Here is a 20097-nt window from a genome sequence, read left to right on the forward strand (position 1 = left end):
CGGCCCGCCGCCGGGGCGCCCCGCGCGGGGTGTCTCGCGGTTCGGACCACGCACTGAACCCCTCCGCCGGGCGCACTACCCTTCCTGTATGACCTCGCTCTCTCCGTACGACTCCATGACGCCGGTCACTCGGGCCGCCTACCGCGCCAAGGCCGCAGCCGCCGACCTCGCGCCGCTCCCGCGCGCCGAGAAGGACGACGCGCTGCTCGCCATCGCCGACGCGCTGGAGGTCCGTACGAGCGACGTCGTCGAGGCCAACGCCAAGGACATCGAGCGGGCCCGTGCGGCGGGCACCAGCGAGGCCATCATCGACCGGCTGACGCTCACCCCGGAACGGATCCGCGCCATCGCCGCCGACGTCCGGGACGTGGCCGCGCTGCCCGACCCGGTCGGCGAGGTCGTCCGCGGCTCCACCCTCCCCAACGGCATCGACCTGCGCCAGGTCCGCGTCCCCCTCGGCGTCGTCGGCATCATCTACGAGGCCCGCCCGAACGTGACCGTGGACGCGGCCGCCCTCTGCCTGAAGTCCGGCAACGCGGTCCTGCTGCGCGGCTCGTCCTCCGCCTACGAGTCCAACGCCGCCCTCGTCCGGGTCCTGCGCGACGCCGTCGGCGGCGCGGGCCTGCCCGCCGACGCCATCCAGCTCGTCCCCGGTGACAGCCACGACTCCGTCCGCGAGCTGATGCGCGCCCGCGGCCTGGTCGACGTGCTCATCCCGCGCGGCGGCGCCTCCCTGATCCGCACGGTCGTCGAGGAGTCCATCGTCCCGGTGATCGAGACCGGTACGGGCAACTGCCACGTCTACGTCGACGCCGGCGCCGACCTCGACACGGCCATCGAGATCCTCATCAACTCCAAGGCCCACCGCGTCAGCGTCTGCAACGCCGCCGAGACCCTCCTCGTCCACCAGGACATCGCCCCCGAGTTCCTGCCCCGCGCCCTCGACGCACTCGCCGACGCGGGCGTGACGGTGCACGCCGACGAGCGCGTCCTCGCCTACGCCAAGGAGAGCCGGGCCACGGTCGTCGAGGCCACCACGGAGGACTGGGAGACCGAGTACCTGTCGTACGACATCGCCGCCGCCGTCGTCGACTCGCTCGACCGGGCCGTGGAGCACATCCGGCTCTGGAGTTCCGGCCACACGGAGGCGATCGTGACCACCTCCCAGCAGGCCGCCCGCCGCTTCACCCAGCTGGTCGACTCCACGACGGTCGCCGTCAACGCCTCGACCCGGTTCACCGACGGCGGTCAGTTCGGTTTCGGCGCCGAGATCGGCATCTCCACGCAGAAGCTGCACGCCCGGGGCCCGATGGGCCTGCCCGAGCTGACCAGCACGAAGTACATCGTCACCGGCGACGGACACATCCGCCGCTAGCCGGACGCGGGCCCCCGGCGTGCCGGACCGTTCCCGCGATCGGCCCGGCCACCCGGTCGGCGGAACGGATGAATTTCCTTACCGTCTGCCCAAATTGACCACCCCGGTCTACTCTGGAACCGTGCCGGAGGACGTGGGGGGCACGCCGTTCCCTGACGGCTGGGAGCCCGACGACGACCGCGACCGCGGGGGTATGGACGAAGAGTTCGCCTCCGTGGTCTTCGACGAGGACTTCGTACGGTCCGCCGTGGTCCATGAGCCGACCGCGGTCGAGCGCCTGCTCGCGGCCGCGGAGGCCCGCGCCGCGGCCCAGGAGGCCGAGGCCCGCCGCTCACGCTCCAGAGGGGTGCACGGCGACGACGACCGCTACGGCGACGGCTTCGGCCCGCATTTCGGCCACGGCCGCGACGACGACCTGGACGACCTCGACGACCCCGAGGTCCTGGAGGCCCGCTACGGCGCCGACGGGGCCTACGGCAGGCCGTACGGCAAGCAGACCCGCTGGCACCGGCCCGTCGCCTGGATCCTCGCCCTCGTGATGGGCATCGGCATGGTCGCGCTGGCCTTCACCGCCGTCTACCGGGGCTCCTCCTCCGGCCGCGGCGAACGGATCCCGCCCCCCGCCACCACCGGCGTCGAGCAGGGCATCCCGACCGGCCCCTCCGCCTCCGCGGACTTCTCCCGGCCGGCGGTGTCCGCGGACCCCCGCACCCCCTGAAAACAGGGCCTCCGCCGGGCCCGGAGGACGGCCCGCCCCGTATGGGCGAACCTGGTGAGGACCTGTCAGAAGTTGTCGTGTACCGACGCGTTTACCGAAGCTCCCCAAGACCTACTCTCAAGGTATGGGCGGGCCAGGAAACCCACCTGAGGGGACTCCTGAGGGCGCCCCCGGCGGTGGAGAGGACGAATACCGATCCGTCGTCTTCGACGAGTCGTTCGTCCGCGCTGCCCGCATCCAGGAGTTCTCCGCCCACGAGCGCCTCTCCGACCACGCCCCCGCCGTCCGGCGCCGCCCAGCCGTCCGCCGCGGCCTCTCCCGGCAGGTCCTGGTCCTCGTGCTGCTGGTCGCCCTCGCCTTCGGCACCGCGATCTACATGGGCGTCCGCCACCCGTACGACACCCCGGCCGCCAAGCCCACCGAGCCACTGCGGATGACCGTGATCCCGCTGTCCCCGCAGTCCGCCGTGCCCGGCGCCGAGAACGCCGAGACGCTGTACGCGCACAGCCCGGCCGCCCAGTTCCGGATCGGCGCCGAGGGCATCACGATGCCGGCCACCCGGCGCACCGCCCACTTCACCGACAGCCAGGTCGTCGCCGCGCTGACCATCGCCAAGGAGTACCTGGTCGCCTCCGCACTCGACCCGGAGGTGCTCGGCGGCACCACCGTCCAGCCCGTGCGACGGCTGCTGGACTCCGAGCAGCTCGACCAGTTCCAGCAGAGCTTCGACCGTCCGACGGCCGACGGACGGCACGCGCCCACCGGCTGGCTCGTCCGCTTCGACCCGTCCCGCGCGACACTCGCCGACCACCGGATCCGTGTCCAGGGCACCCTCCAGGCCGCCGAGTTCGACTCCGGCACCCTGGAGGTCGTCGCCGCCCACACCCTGGTGTACGCGCTGCGGCCACCCGGCCAGAAGGCCGACGCCGACGCCTCGCTGTTCACCGTCCGGCGCGAGCTGCACTTCCGCTTCGACCAGGACGACCTGCGCACCCACCAGGTCGAGGTCGTCGTCTCCTACGTCCAGGCCGGGCCGCTGGCCTGCGCCGACGACACCACGAACCATCTGCGCCCCCTCCTCGCCGGTCAGACCGCCAAGGCGGGCGGCCCCTCCGCGGGCACCGACCCGTACGGCACGGGCGCCGCCACGGCCCTCTGCGGCACCCTCGCGCGGAGCGCCCAGCCGAAGGTGTGAGCCACATGCGGGTGGGGCCGGCCGCGCGGTTCGCGCGGCCGGCCCCACCCACCGGCAGTGCTGCCGTGCGTCACTCCTCGTCGCGGCGCCTGTCCTCCGTGGCGGTGTCCGTGCCGCCGCCCCGGCCCTCGTCGGTGGCCGTGCCACCACCGCCGCGCGTGGCGTTGCCGAAGCCGCGGCGGACCCGGCCGCCGAGGTCGCCCGCGCCGCCCGCGATGTCGGTGACCAGCTTCATCAGCGGGTCCTTGGAGTTCTTCACACTGCTCGTGTAGTGCGAGGCCGACTCACGGAAGGAGTCGGTCACCGAGGTGTCCTTGTCCTCGCTGCGCCGCGGGTAGTGCCCGTCCATGATCCGCTGGTAGTCGCGGGACTCGGCCCACTTCTTCAGCTCGGCCGCGCGCACGGCGGTGAAGGGGTGCGAGCGGGGCAGCACGTTGAGGATCTTGAGGACGGAGTCGCGCAGGTCGCCTCCGGCCTCGTACTCCTCGGCCTGCGCGAGGAACGCGTCCACGTTCATCTCGTGCAGGTGGTTGCCGCCCGCGATCTTCATCAGACCGCGCATCGACGCCTGGACGTCCTGCCCGACCAGAAGACCCGCGCGGTCGGCGGACAGCTCCGACTTGCGGAACCACTCGCGCAGCCCGGTCACGATCGCCATGATCGCGAGGTTCCCCAGCGGGATCCAGGCGATCTTCACGGCGAGGCTCGTCAGGAAGAGCAGTATCGTGCGGTACACCGAGTGCCCGGAGAGCGCGTGGCCCACCTCGTGCCCGATGACGGCCCGCATCTCCTCCTCGTCGAGCAGCTCGACGAGCCCGGTGGTGACGACGATGATCGGCTCGTCCAGGCCGATGCACATCGCGTTCGGCTGCGGGTCCTGGTTCACGTACATCGGCGGGACCTTCTCCAGGTCCAGGATGTAGCACGCGTCCCGCAGCATGTCGTTGAGGTGGGTGAACTGCTGGTCCGAGACCCGTACGGAGTCGGACAGGAACAGCAGCCTGAGGCTGCGCTCCGGCAGCAGGCCGCTGAGTGCCTTGAACACGGTGTCGAAGCCGCTGAGCTTGCGCAGCGCCACCAGCGCCGAGCGGTCCGCGGGGTGTTCGTACGCCCGGGAGGAGATCCCCTCGAAGCGCCTGCGCTGCCTGCTCGGCACGTTCTCGCGCCCGTTCTGCTCGTGGCTGTCTTCCGGCATGTTTCCCCCATGCGTCTGTTTGCCCAAGTTGCCCCCGAAGCGGGGTCCAGCCTAGGCGGAGTTACCGTGGCAGGGCATCAACCGTAAGGAGCGATCTCATGGGGCATCTCCCGCACCTGACCGCGTCCGCCTGGCTCACCGAGGCCGCTGACGCCGCCGCGAAGGAACAGGGAGCCGGCAACCTGCTGCGTGTGGTGCTGATCGTGATGGTCCTGGGCTCCGTCCTGATGGCGTGGTTCCTGCTGCGGGGATACAAGCGGGACGACTGACGCCCGCCGACGGGAAGGACGTCACGCGCGCGCGAACGGTTGCTCGCACGCGGAGTACGCGCCCGGCGCCGCCCGCGTTCACTCCTGGGCGGAGTCGGCGTGATCGCGGCGAAGGCTCCCGCTTACGATGGGCGGGTCTTCATCCCGATCCCACCACCGGATAGGTCACGCCGACGATGAGCTTCCACAGCACCGCTGCCGACTTGGTCACTTTCGCCGCCGAGGGCGGCGGGGAGCACGGCGGCAACCACGAGAGCCTGAGCCCCTACCTGACCGGCGGCGGAGCCTTCTTCGCCCTGATGCTGCTGCTGTGGATCACCACCCGTTTCAACCGCGATCGCTAATCCGCGCAAAAAGACGTTCGAACGGTGCGTGTCGGCCGGGCCGGTAGGCTCTCCACGCATGGGAGAGCAGGACATGCCTACCGGTCCCGAGCACGACAAGGCGGCGGACCAGGCGCACGACACCGCGGACGGCCGGGCCGGCAGCGCCCCCGGCGCACCGGGAAACCGTCCATCTGCACCCGGCCGCCGCCGTCTCGGCGTCATGGGCGGAACGTTCGACCCGATCCACCACGGGCACCTCGTGGCGGCCCAGGAGGTCGCCGCGCGGTTCGGTCTCGACGAGGTCGTGTTCGTGCCGACCGGCCAGCCGTGGCAGAAGTCGCACCAGTCGGTCTCGGCGGCCGAGGACCGCTATCTGATGACGGTCATCGCCACGGCCGAGAACCCTCATTTCTCCGTGAGCCGCATCGACATCGACCGCAAGGGCCTCACCTACACCATCGACACCCTGCGCGAACTGCACGAGCTGAACGCGGACTCGGACCTCTTCTTCATCACCGGCGCCGACGCGCTCGGCCAGATCCTCACCTGGCGCGACGCCGAGGAGCTCTTCTCCCTCGCGCACTTCATCGGGGTCACCCGTCCGGGGCACACCCTGGCCGACCCGGGCCTGCCCGCGGGCGGGGTCTCGCTGGTCGAGGTGCCCGCACTGGCCATCTCCTCCACGGACTGCCGTGCGAGAGTCGCCAAGGGCGATCCCGTCTGGTACCTGGTGCCGGACGGTGTGGTGCGCTACATCGACAAGCGGCAGCTGTACCGCGGCGAGTGAGCCGAGAGGGGCACCGGTGAACGACCGATACGACGCCGGCTACGGAGGCGACCAGGCTTACGAACTCGTCGGCTACGACGAGTTCGGGCAGCCGGTGTACCGGCAGGTGCCCGCCCAGCCGGTGTCTCAGCAACAGGCGTACGACCCCTACGGGACGCAGGTCCCCCAGGGGTACGGCCAGGGCTACGGCTACGACCCGTACGCCACCGGTCAGGTCCAGCAGCATCCCGCCCAGGGGTACGGCACGGGCTACGACCCGGGTCAGCACGCACCCGCGCCCGCCTACGACCCGTACGACCCCTACGGGCAGACCGCCGTCACCGGCCTGCAGACGCCCGTCACCGGACAGAGCGCCTACATCCCGCAGCAGTCGGCGCCGCCCGGGACCGCCGAGGAGAGCGGGCCGCGGGCCGACGACGCCTTCCCGGACCGGAACCCGGCCGGCACGGACGCCACGGGACGGGAGCACACGGGACGGGACGGGGACGGACGGGACTCCGCCGGACCGGACTCGGCCGGACCGGACTACCGCACCGAGCAGTTCGCCTTCGTCGAGGAGCCCGACGGTGACTCCGAGGACGTCATCGACTGGCTGAACTTCACCGAGAACCGCACCGAGCGCCGCGAGGAGGCCAAGCGGCGGGCCAAGAGCCGACTGGTCGCCCTGGTGGTGGTCCTCGCCCTCGTCGCGGTCGGCGGGGTCGGCTGCCTGTGGTGGGCGGGCATGCTGCCCGGCTCCTCCCCGGACCAGCGGACCGGCACCACGACCTCGGCGGCCGCCCAGAAACGGGACGTGATCGTCGTCCACCTGCACGACACCAAGGGGGGCGGCACCTCCACGGCGCTGCTCGTGAACAACACCACCACCGAGCGGGGCGCCACCGTCCTGATCCCCAACGCCCTCGCCCTCACCGCCGACGACGGCACCACGACCACCCTCGCCAAGTCCGTCGACGACGACGGCTCCTCCGGCACCCGTGACGCGCTCGACACCGTCCTCGGCACCGACATCGAGGGCACCTGGCGGCTGGACACCCCCTACCTGAACAACCTCGTCGGGCTCGTCGGCAACATCGACATCGACACGAACGCGAACGTGCCCGACCCCGAGGCGAAGAAGAAGGGGGCGGCCCCCCTCGTCACCAAGGGCAAGGCGCAGACCCTCAGCGGCAAGATGGCCGTCGCCTACGCCACCTACCGGGCGTCCGGCGAGTCGCAGGACGCGCAGCTCAAGCGGTTCGGGCAGGTCATGCGGGGTGTCCTGCGCAAGCTGTCGTCCGACGCGCAGGCCGCCACGGTCACCGTGCAGACGCTGGCCCAGATCCTCGACCCCTCGCTGAGCGACAAGGACCTCGGGACCTTCCTCGCCAAGCTCGCCGACCATGCCAAGGGCGGCGACTACGCGACCGAGCTGCTGCCCGTCCAGCAGGACGGCACGCTCAGGGCCGAGGACTCCGACAGCGTGGTCAAGGACCTGCTCGGCGGCGCCGCGAAGAGCCCCGACGCCGGGGACGCCGTCCGCGTCGGCATCCGCAACGCCACCGGCGAGAAGGACGCCACCGAACAGGCCCGCGTGGTCGTCCTCAACGGCGGCTACACCTTCCTCGACGCCGGCACGACCGCCACCCCCGAGGCCGCCTCCCGGGTCACCTACTCCGACGCGTCCCGCAAACAGGACGCCGTCGAGGTCGCCAAGACCCTCGGCCTCCCGGCCGGCGCCGTGAAGAAGGGCGAGACCACCTCCAACGCCGACGTCTCGGTCGTACTCGGCCAGAACTACGAGACGACCGGCCCGGGCGGGACGACGGGAACCACCGGCGCGACGGGCACGACAGGCGCCACAGGAACCACGGGCACGACGGGAACGACCGGGACCACGGGCTGACCACACCGGGCCGACCCCGTCGGCATGATCGACATCAGGCCCCGGAGCCGCCGCACCGGCGTCGTTGCGGGGCCTGATCGATTAACACGTGGGGCGGCGCCGGTGGGCCGTGAGACCCTTGGGGTAGCCCGTGAGGGTTCCTGACCGACGACCGAAAGCCGCGTAGTGACCGCCACCGACCGCTCCCTCGAGCTCATCAACACCGCCGCGCAGGCGGCCGCCGACAAGCTCGCGCACGACGTCATCGCGTACGACGTCAGCGATGTGCTGTCCATCACGGACGCCTTCCTGCTCGCCTCCGCGCCCAACGACCGCCAGGTCAAGTCGATCGTCGACGAGATCGAGGAGCGGCTGAACAAGGAGCTCGGCGCCAAGCCGGTCCGCCGCGAGGGCGACCGCGAGGCCCGCTGGGTACTGCTGGACTACGTCGACATCGTCGTGCACGTCCAGCACAGCGAGGAGCGGGTCTTCTACGCCCTGGAGCGGCTCTGGAAGGACTGCCCCGAGCTGGAACTGCCCGCCGACGCCAAGGCCACCCGGGGCAAGGGCGAGGAGCACGCCAAGCTGCGCGCCGCCGAGGAGGACGCCGAGCTGGATGAGGAGCTGCGGTGACCGCGGGCACCGACGCGGCCGCACGCAAGGGGAAGGGCCGCCGCCTCATCCTCTGGCGGCACGGCCAGACCTCGTGGAACGTGGAGCGCCGCTTCCAGGGCACCACGGACGTCGAGCTGACCGAGACCGGCCTCGGACAGGCCCGCCGCGCCGCCCGGCTGCTCGCCTCCCTGGGGCCCGACGCGATCGTCGCCTCCGACCTGCGGCGTGCCGCCGACACGGCCGCCGAGCTGGCCGCGCTCACCGGCCTGGAGGTCAGCCACGACGAGGGCCTGCGCGAGACCTACGCGGGCGTCTGGCAGGGGCTCACCCACGACGAGATCATCGCCCGGCACGGCGAGGAGTACGCCGCGTGGAAGCGCGGCGAGCCCATCCGCCGCGGCGGCGGCGAACTGGAGACCGAGGTCGCCGACCGCGCCGCCCCCGTGGTGCTCCGGCACGCCGACAAGCTCCCGGAGAGCGGCACGCTCGTCGTCGTCAGCCACGGCGGCACCATCCGCACCACCATCGGGCGTCTCCTCGGTCTGGAGCCCCGCCACTGGGAGAGCCTCGGCGGCCTCTCCAACTGCTGCTGGTCCGTCCTCGGCGAGGGCGCCCGCGGCTGGCGGCTTCTGGAGCACAACGCCGGCACGCTGCCCGAGCCGGTGCTCGGCGACGACGACTGACTCCCGTACGCGGCCCCGCACCGGGGCCGCGGCCCGGATTTCACTTTCCGGCTGGTCGCAGGCTAAAGTTCTTCTTGTTCGCCCCGCCGAGCGGGACCGGACACCACGCGGTTCACCGCGTGACACAAGGGGCTATAGCTCAGTTGGTAGAGCGCCTGCATGGCATGCAGGAGGTCAGGAGTTCAATTCTCCTTAGCTCCACAGATCGGTACAGAAGATCCCGTTCCCGCGAGGGAGCGGGATTTTTCGTGTGTGACCTGCGTCCCTTCTTGAGCAGTCACCGTCCCGGAGGCGTATAGCTCTGCGACGTCTTCTTCCCGTCCTCGTCCGGACTGGTACGAAGGCGTCGCTGACCGTATTGGTCCGGCCGTGGCAGAATCAAACGGCCGGAAGGGGGCGCGGCCCGACGGGAGGGAGAAGCGATGCCTGCGAGCATCCGCGGGAGGGTCCACGACCTTCCCGCGAAGGTGGTGATGCGGAGCAAGACCACCCTCCTCTGCCCTTCCTGCGGCTCGCTCCGCGTGGCCCAAGTCCTCGGTGACGACGGAGGGATCTCCTACGTGTGCACGGCCTGCGGCCACAGCTGGAGCTGAACGATGGGTGCACACAGGAGGAAGTGCGACTGGTGCGGCAGCGGCACGCCCATCGTCCGCGACATGGAGCCCGTCAACGCCGACTACCAGTACTGGTGCGAGGAATGCGCACGGGCGCTGATCATAAAAGGCGACCCCATCGAGACGTACCGCGAACTGGAGGGTGAGCCGATCTACGGCCGGCTCCTCGAAGAGCACTGCACGCTCAAGCGCTTCTACTCGTTCGTGACGGCCTGAGCGCCAACTCCGCATCCCTGCCCTGCTTCTGTCCGCCGCGGGGCCTCCAGGGCCGCCCCGGGGGCCTTGTCGCGGCCGTGGGCGGTGGGGCATGAACGGCGGGCGGGGAAGCGGTGGTTGCAAATCCGGCATTCTCGGGTAAATCGACCCCCGGTGTGTGTCCGCCGGAATCGATTTGGTGGTGCGCGTGGGGGACCGGTAATGTTGGCGTCGTCGCCAGGGAGACCGGGCGGACAGCGAAGCAAGGGGCTATAGCTCAGTTGGTAGAGCGCCTGCATGGCATGCAGGAGGTCAGGAGTTCAATTCTCCTTAGCTCCACAGAGAAGACCCCGTCCAAGTGGACGGGGTCTTTGCGTTGTTGGCGCCAGACCGGCGATGAACCGGCGGCAGTCCGCCAGCGATCCGGCGGAAATCCGATCGTGATCCGACGGCGGAGGGCGGGCCACCCCGACCGGGGTGGCCCGCCCTCCGCCGTTCCGTGTGTCAGCGACCGCTGCCCAGGGCCCGGCGGCCACGGCCCTGGGAGAGGACCGGGAGGTTCCGGGACGGGGCGGAGGCGCGGTTGTCCTCCTCCAGGCGCAGGGCGAGCGCGGGGCAGCGACGCACCGCACGCAGGGCCTTGGCCTCGGCGTACTGGGGGACCTTCGCCTGGGCGACGGTGGGGAAGCCGTCGGCGCCGAGCTGGAAGACCTCGGGAAGGATGTCGGCGCACAGGCCGTGACCCCGGCAGAGCGTCCAGTCGACGAAGATCTTCTGTCGGCTGCCGGTCTCCTCCTCGGCGGCGCCGCCCGGGATGCCGGTGGGCATCCTGCCGCCCTCGAAGAGCGGCAGCACGCCCTCGACGGGCCGGCCGCAGCCGTTGCCGAGGACATGCGCGGCGAGGTCGTCCGTGAACGCCTTGATGGTCGATTCCAGGAACATCGCGGAACCGTCCGGGTGCGAGCACGCGCCGCGCCGCTTGACGTTCTTCGCGACCTGCTTGAGGGCCTCCAGGGCGGCCGGACCGCCGCCGTTGAGGATGTCCTCCATGCCGCGCGCGGCGGCCGGCAGACCGAGGTAGCAGGGGCCGCACTGGCCCGCGCTCTCCTCGGCGAGCCACTTGGCGACCTGGAGCGACTCGCCGAGCGGGCAGGTGTCCTGGCTGATCGGCAGGATCGCGCCCGCGCCGAGCGCACCGCCCACCGCGTCCAGCGAGTTGCGCGAGACGACCGCCTCGTTCACCGTCGCCGCGTCGATCCACTTGCCGTGGTAGCCGCCGGTCAGCACGCCCTGCGGGACCGGCGGCGCGCCGGCGAGCTGCAGGATGTAGCGCAGCGGCACGCCGGTGGGCGCCTCGATCACCATGGGGCGGGCGACCGCGCCGGAGACGGTGAGCATGACGGTGCCCGGCTCGTCGTACAGGCCGGTGTTGCCGTACCGCTCGGAGCCGATGCGGGCGCCGATGGCGAGCTGGGCGAAGGTCTCGGCGTTGGAGAGCAGGGTCGGCGCGCCGCCGACACCGCTCTTGGACGCGCTGGTCTTGCGCCCCGGCGGAATGGGCGGCCCGCCGTCGATGGAACGGATCAGCGAGCCGGCGGCGCCGGTGACCATCCGGACCGGGTTGCGCTGGACGCTCGCGCGGATGGCGGCGCCGCGCCGGTTGCTCAGCCCGCGCTCGGCGAGGGCGGCCTCCATCGACCGCTCGGTGGATTCACGTGTCACCCCGATGACCAGCTGACGGGCGCCCAGGGCCTCGGCGACCAGCAGGGCGCCGTCCAGGATGAGGTGCGGGGCACGGTTGATGAGGACCGTGTCCTTGCGGCAGGCGGGTTCGTCCTCGCTGCCGTTGACGACCACGACGGGCCGGATGCCGCGCTTGATCGCCGACTCGGCGACCGACCGCAGTTTCTTGTGGAACGGGAAGCCCGCGCCGCCCCTGCCCTTGAGATTGATCCGCTCGGACAACTGGGCGAGAGCCTCGCCGCCCATCGGTTCGAGCGGACCGTGCACCTTGAGGTGCATGGGGAGGTCGAGTCTCTCGACGAGGTCGAAGCCCGAGGTGAGCTGGGGAAGGCCCACCACTCGGACTTCGGGGACGTCGGGAAGGGCCTCGTTCACTTAAATCCTCCGGAAGGCGCGTTCCAGGGTTCGCCTGAGCCCGGCTGGTTGTAGTCCTCGTAGCCGGACAGCGACTCAGTGGCGGGACCGCTGTTGTACGTGTCGTTCGGGTTGTACGTGCCGTAGGGGGCGTTCGTCTCAGCGGTTCCGTAGGAAGTTTCGGAAGCGCCCGTGTTGTACGTCTCGCCCTGGTAGGTCTGACCCGGGAACGTCTGGCCCGGGTAGCTCTGCCCGCCCAGCGGCTGTCCGGCGAACGTGTCCTGCATCGGGTCGTACGACGACGGGGGCGCCTCGCCGACCGGCGGCGGGGACGGGGCCGGCCAGCGGGTGCTCCCCGTGGTCGAGCCGTCGTCCATCCGGGGCATGGCCTGGGTGGGCTGCATGTCCAACGGCGGCTGCTGCTGGGTCAGGTAGGCCGCCGTGGGCTCCTGGGCGCGCGGGGTCATCGACACCGCGCGGTACGCGGCCGCGAAACCGGGGCCGCTGTCGGCGGCGGCCGCCGCCCCGCGCTGCGGGGGCACCAGCGGGTCGCCGAGCGGGGGGTTGCCCTGTCCGCCGCCGAAGCCGGGCAGCGGGAACTGGCCGCTGTCGCGCATCTGGTCGCGCCGGCCGCCCTCGCGCCGGCCGCCCTCGCGCTGGCCGCCCTCGCGGCGACCGCCGCCGGCCTCGTCCATGCCCTGCCGGGCGGCGCGGGACTTCACCAGTTCGTCGACCTCGGGGGGTCGCTGGCCGCCGGTGCCGAGGACGGCGGCGACCCGCTCGACCACCTGGCGCTTGACCTCGCGCGGCGCGGCGCGCAGCAGCAGGGCGGCGGCGACGGCGAGCAGGCCCGCGGAGTAGAGGATCACGAAGACCGGCTTGGCCTCGCGACCCGCGTAGAGTCCGTGCACGAGCGCGAAACACCAGGCCGGGTAGGCCATCATGTGCATCGCGCGCCAGCGTGCCGCGACCGGCGCCGGGGACGCGAAGTTGCTGCGCAGCGCGCCGGTGATGGCGACGAAGACCATCATGGAGCCGGCGGTCGCGCCGAAGCCGATGAGCGCTCCCGTGCCCGTCACGCCGAGGGCGAAGGGGAACAGGGCGATCGCGGAGACGTGGTTCAGCGCCAGCTTGACCGTCACGTGCAGCACGAGGAACGCGACCGAGGCGATGGCTGTCGTCCGGTGGACGGCCTGGCCGATGATGCGCTGGCGCACGGTGAGCAGGGTCCGGTCCTGGGCGACGAGTCCCCAGAGCACCGAGCAGGTCAACGAGACGAGCGAGAGCACGCCCGCTCCGAAGTCGAGGAATTCCCGGTAGGCGTCACCTCCGACCAGCACACTTACGGGTATCAGCAGCAGAGCGGCAGCCGTAGCCATCCCGTAGGCCGAACGGCCGGTCTGGGGCAGCGAGCTGTTACTGCGACGAGGGTTCATGGGGGCAACTCCGAACAGTTCGGGAAAGCGGTCCCGTCGTCGAACTGTAAGTGGTGGCAATACCGAGCGGTACGAGGTTTGAGTTATTGCGCTGTTACCCAGGACCAATCTCACATCGGGGATGCCCGTTAGTGGTTGTTACGCGAAGTAAGTTTTGAATAAAGTTCAACTTTTTTGGCTGGAACGTGTGGCGGACACGCCGCTGGTCCGCACCCGTCGGCGGCCGCAGCCTCGTCGCGACGGCTGTGGGGGCTGCGGTACCCTGAACGCATGCGTGCCGTACGCCTTCTGCTTAGTGAGCCGCGCTGATCAGTCCCGACCGCCGACGAGACGGCATGGTCGGCATCGGCGCGGCGTCCCCTCCTGTGTGAGGGGATTTTTCGTTTCCTGACGACACAGCCGCTGGCAGAGACGATCGATGGAGCCTTGAGGATCATGAGCGAGACGAACCCCGCCGCCGCTGACGTGGCGGCGGACGCCAGCCCCCACCGCTACACGGCCACCGTCGCGGCCGACATCGAGGCACGCTGGCAGGACTTCTGGGACGCCGAGGGCACCTACGCCGCCCCCAACCCCACGGGCGACCTGGCGGGCGACGCCGAGCTGGCCGCCAAGCCCAAGAAGTTCATCATGGACATGTTCCCGTACCCCTCCGGTGCGGGACTGCACGTCGGCCACCCCCTGGGCTACATCGCCACCGACGTCTCCGCCCGCTTCCAGCGGATGACCGGCCACAACGTCCTGCACACCCTGGGCTTCGACGCCTTCGGCCTGCCCGCCGAACAGCACGCCGTCGCCACCGGCGAGCACCCCCGCGTCACCACCGAAGCGGCCATCGCCAACATGAAGTCCCAGCTGCGCCGGCTGGGCCTGGGCCACGACAAGCGCCGGTCGTTCGCCACGATCGACCCGGACTACTACAAGTGGACCCAGTGGATCTTCCTGCAGATCTTCAACTCCTGGTACGACGACGAGGCGAAGCGGGCCCGCCCGATCGCCGAACTGGTCGCCCAGTTCGAGTCCGGTGAGCGCGCGCTGCCCGGCGGCGGCTCCTGGAGCGCGCTGAGCGACGCCGAACGCGCCGACGTCCTGGGCGAGTACCGCCTGGCGTACGCCTCCGACGCACCGGTCAACTGGTGCCCCGGCCTGGGCACCGTGCTGGCCAACGAGGAGGTCACCGCCGACGGCCGCTCCGAGCGCGGCAACTTCCCCGTCTTCAAGGCCAAGCTGCGCCAGTGGAACATGCGCATCACCGCCTACGCCGACCGGCTGCTGGACGACCTGAACGAGCTGGACTGGCCCGAGGCCATCAAGCTGCAGCAGCGCAACTGGATCGGCCGCTCCGAGGGCGCCCGCGTCGACTTCCCCGTCGACGGCGAGCACATCACGGTCTTCACCACCCGCCCCGACACCCTGTTCGGCGCGACCTACATGGTCCTGGCCCCCGAACACCCGCTGGTCGACAAGTTCACCCCGGACGCCTGGCCCGAGGGCACCCACGACGTGTGGACCGGCGGTCACGCGACCCCCGCCGACGCCGTCGCCGCCTACCGCGCGCAGGCCGCCTCGAAGTCCGACGTCGAGCGGCAGGCCGAGGCCAAGGACAAGACCGGCGTCTTCACCGGCTCGTACGCGACCAACCCCGTCAACGGCGAGCGGATCCCGGTCTTCATCGCCGACTACGTCCTGATGGGCTACGGCACCGGCGCGATCATGGCCGTACCGGCGGGCGACCAGCGGGACTTCGAGTTCGCGCGCGCCTTCGAACTGCCGATCACCTGCATCGTCGAGCCCACCGACGGCCGCGGCACGGACACCTCCACCTGGGAGGACGCCTTCGCCTCGTACGACGCGAAGATCATCAACTCCACCGGTGAGGGCGTCTCCCTGGACGGCCTGGGTGTCGTCGAGGCCAAGGCGCGCATCACCGAATGGCTGGAGCGGACCGGAATCGGTCAGGGCACCGTCAACTTCCGCCTGCGCGACTGGCTGTTCAGCCGCCAGCGCTACTGGGGCGAGCCCTTCCCGATCGTCTACGACGAGGACGGCATCGCCCACCCGCTGCCCGAGTCGATGCTGCCGCTGGAGCTGCCCGAGGTCGAGGACTACTCGCCGCGCACCTTCGAGCCGGACGACGCCGACACCCGGCCCGAGACGCCGCTGTCACGCAACGAGGACTGGGTGAACGTCACCCTGGACCTGGGTGACGGACGCGGCCCGCGCCCGTACCGCCGCGAGACCAACACCATGCCCAACTGGGCCGGTTCCTGCTGGTACGAGCTGCGCTACCTGGACCCGCACAACTCCGAGAAGCTGGTCGACCCCGAGATCGAGCGCTACTGGATGGGCCCGCGCGAGGGACAGCCGCACGGCGGCGTCGACCTGTACGTCGGCGGCGCCGAGCACGCCGTGCTGCACCTGCTGTACGCGCGCTTCTGGTCCAAGGTCCTGTTCGACCTGGGACACGTCTCCTCGGCCGAGCCGTTCCACAAGCTGTTCAACCAGGGCATGATCCAGGCCTTCGTCTACCGCGACAGCCGTGGCTTCGCCGTGCCGGCCGCCGAGGTGGAGGAGCGCGACGGCGCCTACTTCTACCAGGGCGAGAAGGTCAGCCGCCTGCTGGGCAAGATGGGCAAGTCCCTGAAGAACGCCGTCACGCCCGAGTCGATCTGCGAGGAGTACGGCGCGGACACGCTGCGGCTGTACGAGATGGCCATGGGTCCCCTGGACGTCTCCCGGCCGTGGGACACGCGCGCGGTGGTGGGCCAGTACCGGCTGCTGCAGCGGCTGTGGCGCAACGTCGTCGACGAGGCCACCGGCGAGGTGACCGTCGTGGACACCGAGCCCGGCGAGGACACCCTGCGCGCGCTGCACAAGGCCATCGACGGCGTACGGCAGGACCTGGAAGGCATGCGGTTCAACACCGCGATCGCCAAGGTCACCGAACTGAACAACCACCTGACCAAGGCGGGCGGCCCGGTGTCCCGCCCCGTCGCCGAGGCCCTGGTCCTGCTGGTCGCGCCGCTGGCCCCGCACATCGCCGAGGAACTGTGGCGCAGGCTGGGCCACACCGACTCGGTCGTCCACCGGGACTTCCCCGTCGCCGACCCCGCGTACGTCGTCGACGAGGCCGTCACCTGCGTCGTCCAGATCAAGGGCAAGGTCAAGGCCCGCCTGGAGGTGTCGCCGGAGATCTCCGAGGAGGAACTGGAGAAGGTGGCCCTGGGCGACGAGAAGGTGGTCGCGGCGCTGGCCGGCGCACCGATCCGCAAGGTCATCGTGCGGGCGCCGAAGCTGGTGAACATCGTCACGTGAGCGGGCGCGCCCCGCGGGACCACGGGCGGTAGCGGGTCGGCTGCCGTCGGGTGACGGATCGGTGCGGGTCGCCCCGCGGCTGCCGTCCGCAGTGGTTCGGGGTCGTCCCCTACGGGCAGGTTCCGGGTTCCGGTGGAACTCGGGACCTGCCCGTTGCGTTTACCGTTGAAGAGCGCCGCAGCACATGCGCGCCGGTCGGAGGAGGAGCGCGTCGTGGAAGCCGTCATCGCAGTCGTCGCCCTGTTCTTCGTGCTGCTCGTGGTGCTGGGCGTCTACGCCACGGTGAAGGCGGTCGGCGCGGCCAAGCGCGGCGTGGACCGTACGATCACCCAGGCCAAGCGGACCGTCGAGGACACCACCCTGCGCGCCAGAAGCCTGGCCCAGCCCGGACCGGCGGGTCAACTGGCCGATCTGCGGCTGAAGTTGCGCACGTCTATGCGGGCCACCCAGGAAGCGTTGCAGGCGGGAGTGGGCGAGGACGAGTCCCTGAAGGAGTCCCTGGCCCTCTTCGAGCAGCTCAGCAAGCACGGCCGGGAGCTGGACGACGAACTCCGGCGCCTGGAGCCCGAACCGGACCGGAGCAAGCTGGCCCAGCGCCTGCCCGCGCTGCGCGAGCGCACGGAGCGGGTCGTGAAGTCCGCCGACTCGCTGCGCTGGGCCGCGCACGACCGGGCCCGCAAGTTCGCCGAGGACGACCTTGACACGCTCAGCGCGCGCATCGACGTCGAAGCGGGCGCACTGCGGCACTGGACGACGGAACCCGCCTCGGTATGGCCCGAGGCGCCCAAGCCCGAGGCCGCCGCCTCCACGGGACAGACCTGGCAGGAGACCCCCGATTCCCGCCCGGCCGACCCGCGCGGGGACGAGCCCCGTGAGTCCCGTGCCGGTGAGGCCCGTGGTGCCGAGGGGCCGCCCCAGCCCGCCATCCCCCCGCCCAGCGCACGGCCGACGTACCCGTGGCAGAAGAAGCCCCGCCCGGAGAGCACGACTTGATCCGGCCCGTCCGCCGGTCGGCCCGCCCCGCACGGCCGCGGGTGACAGGGGCCGGGCTGCCGTCGGCGGCGCTCGGCGGGTAACCTCCAGCTCATGTCCCGCCATGTCGCGATCGTCACCGATTCCACGGCCTACCTGCCGCCGCCGGCGATGGAGCGTCACGGCATCATCGCGGTGCCCCTGACCGTGGTCCTCGGTGACCAGGCACTCGACGAGGGCACCGAGATCTCCGCACGGTCCCTGGCCCAGGCACTGCAGAAACGACGATCCGTCACCACCTCCCGCCCCAGCCCCGAACTCTTCGCGGAGACCTACCGCAGGGTCGCGGAGTCGGGCGCCACGGGCATCGTCTCCCTCCACCTCTCCGCCGAGTTCTCGGGCACCTACGACGCCGCCGTGCTCGCCGCCCGCGAGGCACCCCTGCCGGTACGCGTGGTGGACACCGGGATGGTCGCCATGGCCCTGGGATTCTGCGCCCTCACCGCCGCCGAGTCCGCCGAGGCGGGCGGCACGGTGGACGAGGCCGTCACCGCCGCCGAGAAGCGAGCCGCGGGCACCTCCGCCTTCTTCTACGTCGACACCCTGGAGTATCTCCGCCGGGGCGGACGGATCGGCGCGGCACAGGCACTCTTCGGCTCCGCGCTCGCCGTCAAGCCGCTGCTGCAGCTCGACGGCGGCCGCATCGAGATGCTGGAGAAGGTCCGCACGGCGTCCAGGGCGATCGCCCGCCTGGAGGAGATCGTCGCCGAGCGGGCGGGCAGCGCGCCCGTCGACATCGCCGTCCACCACCTCGCCGCGCCCGAACGGGCCTCGGCGCTCGCGGAACGGCTGCGGGCCCGGCTGCCCGGACTGGCCGACCTGCACGTGAGCGAGGTCGGGGCGGTGATCGGGGCGCACACGGGACCCGGGCTGCTGGGGGCGGTCGTCTCACCTCGCTGAGCCGGATCACCGAGCGGTTCACCGCTCGTGTGGGTGACGGAGTTGTCCACAACCGGGGAGTAATCCACCGGAATTGAGCAAGATCATCGCCGGTGGGTGACGTTGCCCGATCCTCGTCGCATGGCACTTCGACCACGTTCACGCAACTCGACGCCCACCAGCGGTCCGGGCCGCGGCCCGTCCTCCGACGGCCGCGACCGGCACCGCCCTCGACAGCCCGGGAGCAGGGCCGACCGCCGCCGGGCAGCGGCGCAGACGCTCCGCCTGCGCGCGGAGGCACTGTTCCCCGAGCGCGCCGGGCAGCCAAGGGAATGGGGACACGGGCCGCCGGGCCCGCCCGAAGGGACGACGAGGGGAGCGAGCGGGGGCTCTGCCGTCCGGGGGCTCGGTGCGGAGGGTGCTGTGGATGGGCAGGGCGCCGGCCCCGGCCCCGGCGGAGGCGCGTGCTCTGCCGGCGGGCGAAGGGTCGGCCCCGGCGGCGGAGGCAGGGCTGTCCGTGGTCACGCCGGGGGACGCGGCGCCTCCGCCGGTGCAGCTGTCGCCGGCGGGGACGCCGCCGTCACGGGCAGGCATGCCGATGCCGTGGACAGGTCTACGGCCGTCGACAGGTCTGCGGCCGTAGACGAGGCTTCTGCCGCCGACACGGCAATGGGCCCCGACAGGTCCGCGTCCGGGCGGGACGCCGGCTTCGGCGTAGCCGAGCGGGAGACGAGAAGTGCGTGGCGGGAGCGGATGGGGCCCGCCCTGCGGGAGCGGCTGCCGCTGTGGTTGCAGGTGCGGTGCGCCACCGAACGGAAGAGCGTGGTCGCGCTGAGCGTGGTGCTGCTCGTCGCGGCGGTGTTCGCGGCACAGCACTTCTGGGTGGGCCGGACCCAGTCCGTGAGCGCGCCCGAGATCGTACGGGCCGGCGCCCCGGACTTTCCGGGAGGTTCGGCGGCCTCGTTCGGCGAGCCCGGGAAAGGCCGGACGGCGGCTGTGCCGGGCGACTCCGCCGGAGCGATCGCCTCGACCGGGCCGTCGATCGTGGTGGACGTCGGCGGGAAGGTGCGCAGGCCGGGCATCCAACGGCTGCCGGCCGGCTCCCGGGTCGCCGACGCGCTGCGGGCGGCGGGCGGTGTCCGACCGGGCGCGAACACCGACGGACTCAACCGCGCCCGCATCCTCGTGGACGGCGAACAGGTCCTGGTAGGACGTCCGGCGCCACTGAACGGGCCCGGCGTGACGTCCGGGGCAGGTACGGCCGGCACCGGGGGCGCCGTCACCGGGGCCGCACCCGCGACCCCCGTCTCCCTCAACACGGCCACCGCCGACCAGTTGGACACCCTGCCCGGCGTCGGCCCCGTCCTCGCCCAGCACATCATCGACCACCGCACCCGGCACGGCGGCTTCCGGTCGGTCGACGAACTGCGCGAGGTGAACGGCATCGGCGACCGCCGCTTCGCCGACCTGCGCGACCTCGTCCGGCCATGAGCACGAGGGAG

The 20097-nt window shown here is 71.5% G+C and carries 18 protein-coding genes and 2 tRNA genes; 17 read left to right on the forward strand and 3 right to left on the reverse strand.

Features of this window, described 5'->3' with window-relative positions; all coding sequences use genetic code 11:
• Positions 1–88: 88 nt before the first annotated feature.
• From ACZ6BB_RS08435 to ACZ6BB_RS08445, 3 genes are all read left to right on the forward strand, one after another.
• Positions 89–1375, forward strand: a complete 1287-nt coding sequence (locus tag ACZ6BB_RS08435) for a glutamate-5-semialdehyde dehydrogenase (RefSeq protein WP_471614517.1) — start codon at positions 89–91, stop codon at positions 1373–1375.
• A 121-nt stretch (positions 1376–1496) separates the two neighbouring features.
• A complete protein-coding gene (locus ACZ6BB_RS08440; protein WP_471614518.1) occupies positions 1497–2093 on the forward strand; it encodes an SCO2584 family spore wall biosynthesis protein in 597 nt (198 codons plus the stop codon).
• 124 nt (positions 2094–2217) lie between these two features.
• The gene (locus tag ACZ6BB_RS08445) at positions 2218–3288 is read left to right on the forward strand and encodes an SCO2583 family membrane protein (protein ID WP_471614519.1); all 1071 of its coding nucleotides are present in this window, start codon (positions 2218–2220) and stop codon (positions 3286–3288) included.
• A gap of 70 nt (positions 3289–3358) precedes the next feature.
• Here the strand turns inward: ACZ6BB_RS08445 and ACZ6BB_RS08450 are convergent, their stop codons facing one another.
• The gene (locus tag ACZ6BB_RS08450; protein ID WP_471614520.1) at positions 3359–4483 is read right to left on the reverse strand and encodes a M48 family metallopeptidase; all 1125 of its coding nucleotides are present in this window, start codon (positions 4481–4483) and stop codon (positions 3359–3361) included.
• A 98-nt stretch (positions 4484–4581) separates the two neighbouring features.
• On the opposite strand from ACZ6BB_RS08450, the gene ACZ6BB_RS08455 reads away from it, so the two are divergent.
• The 10 genes from ACZ6BB_RS08455 to ACZ6BB_RS08500 all read left to right on the forward strand — a co-directional run bounded on the left by ACZ6BB_RS08455 (position 4582) and on the right by ACZ6BB_RS08500 (position 10175).
• Positions 4582–4752, forward strand: a complete 171-nt coding sequence (locus ACZ6BB_RS08455) for a hypothetical protein (protein WP_471614521.1) — start codon at positions 4582–4584, stop codon at positions 4750–4752.
• Positions 4753–4928: 176 nt separating this feature from the next.
• Positions 4929–5096 carry a hypothetical protein gene (locus ACZ6BB_RS08460; protein WP_189781409.1) on the forward strand — a complete coding sequence of 56 codons (168 nt, stop codon included), beginning with the start codon at positions 4929–4931 and terminating at the stop codon, positions 5094–5096.
• Positions 5097–5154: 58 nt separating this feature from the next.
• On the forward strand, positions 5155–5865 hold the full coding sequence (gene nadD, locus ACZ6BB_RS08465) for a nicotinate-nucleotide adenylyltransferase (RefSeq protein WP_471614522.1): 711 nt from the start codon (positions 5155–5157) through the stop codon (positions 5863–5865).
• Between the two features lie 16 nt (positions 5866–5881).
• Positions 5882–7750, forward strand: coding sequence for an LCP family protein (locus ACZ6BB_RS08470; protein ID WP_471614523.1), 1869 nt, complete (start codon positions 5882–5884; stop codon positions 7748–7750).
• A gap of 165 nt (positions 7751–7915) precedes the next feature.
• A complete protein-coding gene (gene rsfS / locus ACZ6BB_RS08475) occupies positions 7916–8362 on the forward strand; it encodes a ribosome silencing factor (protein WP_471614524.1) in 447 nt (148 codons plus the stop codon).
• On the forward strand, positions 8359–9027 hold the full coding sequence (locus ACZ6BB_RS08480; protein ID WP_471614525.1) for a histidine phosphatase family protein: 669 nt from the start codon (positions 8359–8361) through the stop codon (positions 9025–9027). The genes rsfS and ACZ6BB_RS08480 overlap by 4 nt, the downstream gene beginning before the upstream one ends.
• 128 nt (positions 9028–9155) lie before the next feature.
• Positions 9156–9228, forward strand: a tRNA-Ala gene (locus tag ACZ6BB_RS08485).
• 221 nt (positions 9229–9449) lie between these two features.
• A complete protein-coding gene (locus ACZ6BB_RS08490) occupies positions 9450–9620 on the forward strand; it encodes a hypothetical protein (RefSeq protein ID WP_471614526.1) in 171 nt (56 codons plus the stop codon).
• 3 nt (positions 9621–9623) lie between these two features.
• Positions 9624–9857 carry a hypothetical protein gene (locus ACZ6BB_RS08495; protein ID WP_005479297.1) on the forward strand — a complete coding sequence of 78 codons (234 nt, stop codon included), beginning with the start codon at positions 9624–9626 and terminating at the stop codon, positions 9855–9857.
• A gap of 245 nt (positions 9858–10102) precedes the next feature.
• A tRNA-Ala gene (locus ACZ6BB_RS08500) sits at positions 10103–10175 on the forward strand.
• A gap of 165 nt (positions 10176–10340) precedes the next feature.
• Here the strand turns inward: ACZ6BB_RS08500 and ACZ6BB_RS08505 are convergent.
• Positions 10341–11954 (reverse strand): NADH-ubiquinone oxidoreductase-F iron-sulfur binding region domain-containing protein, encoded by a 1614-nt coding sequence (locus ACZ6BB_RS08505; RefSeq protein WP_471614527.1) that lies wholly within the window; start codon positions 11952–11954, stop codon positions 10341–10343.
• The gene (locus ACZ6BB_RS08510) at positions 11951–13312 is read right to left on the reverse strand and encodes a cytochrome b/b6 domain-containing protein (RefSeq protein WP_471614528.1); all 1362 of its coding nucleotides are present in this window, start codon (positions 13310–13312) and stop codon (positions 11951–11953) included. Before ACZ6BB_RS08510 ends, ACZ6BB_RS08505 begins: the two co-directional genes overlap by 4 nt.
• Before the next feature lie 492 nt (positions 13313–13804).
• Here ACZ6BB_RS08510 and leuS point away from each other — a divergent pair, with 492 nt between their 5' ends.
• From leuS to ACZ6BB_RS08530, 4 genes are all read left to right on the forward strand, one after another.
• Positions 13805–16684: a leucine--tRNA ligase gene (gene leuS, locus ACZ6BB_RS08515; protein ID WP_471614529.1), complete on the forward strand. Its 2880-nt coding sequence runs from the start codon at positions 13805–13807 to the stop codon at positions 16682–16684.
• Positions 16685–16897: 213 nt separating this feature from the next.
• Positions 16898–17677, forward strand: coding sequence for a hypothetical protein (locus ACZ6BB_RS08520; RefSeq protein ID WP_471614530.1), 780 nt, complete (start codon positions 16898–16900; stop codon positions 17675–17677).
• A gap of 93 nt (positions 17678–17770) precedes the next feature.
• Complete coding sequence (locus ACZ6BB_RS08525; RefSeq protein ID WP_471614531.1) at positions 17771–18616, forward strand: DegV family protein; 846 nt, start codon at positions 17771–17773, stop codon at positions 18614–18616.
• Positions 18617–19018: 402 nt separating this feature from the next.
• The gene (locus ACZ6BB_RS08530) at positions 19019–20086 is read left to right on the forward strand and encodes a ComEA family DNA-binding protein (protein WP_471614532.1); all 1068 of its coding nucleotides are present in this window, start codon (positions 19019–19021) and stop codon (positions 20084–20086) included.
• Positions 20087–20097: the final 11 nt, after the last annotated feature.

It is taken from the genome of Streptomyces sp. NPDC041108 (assembly GCF_055592645.1).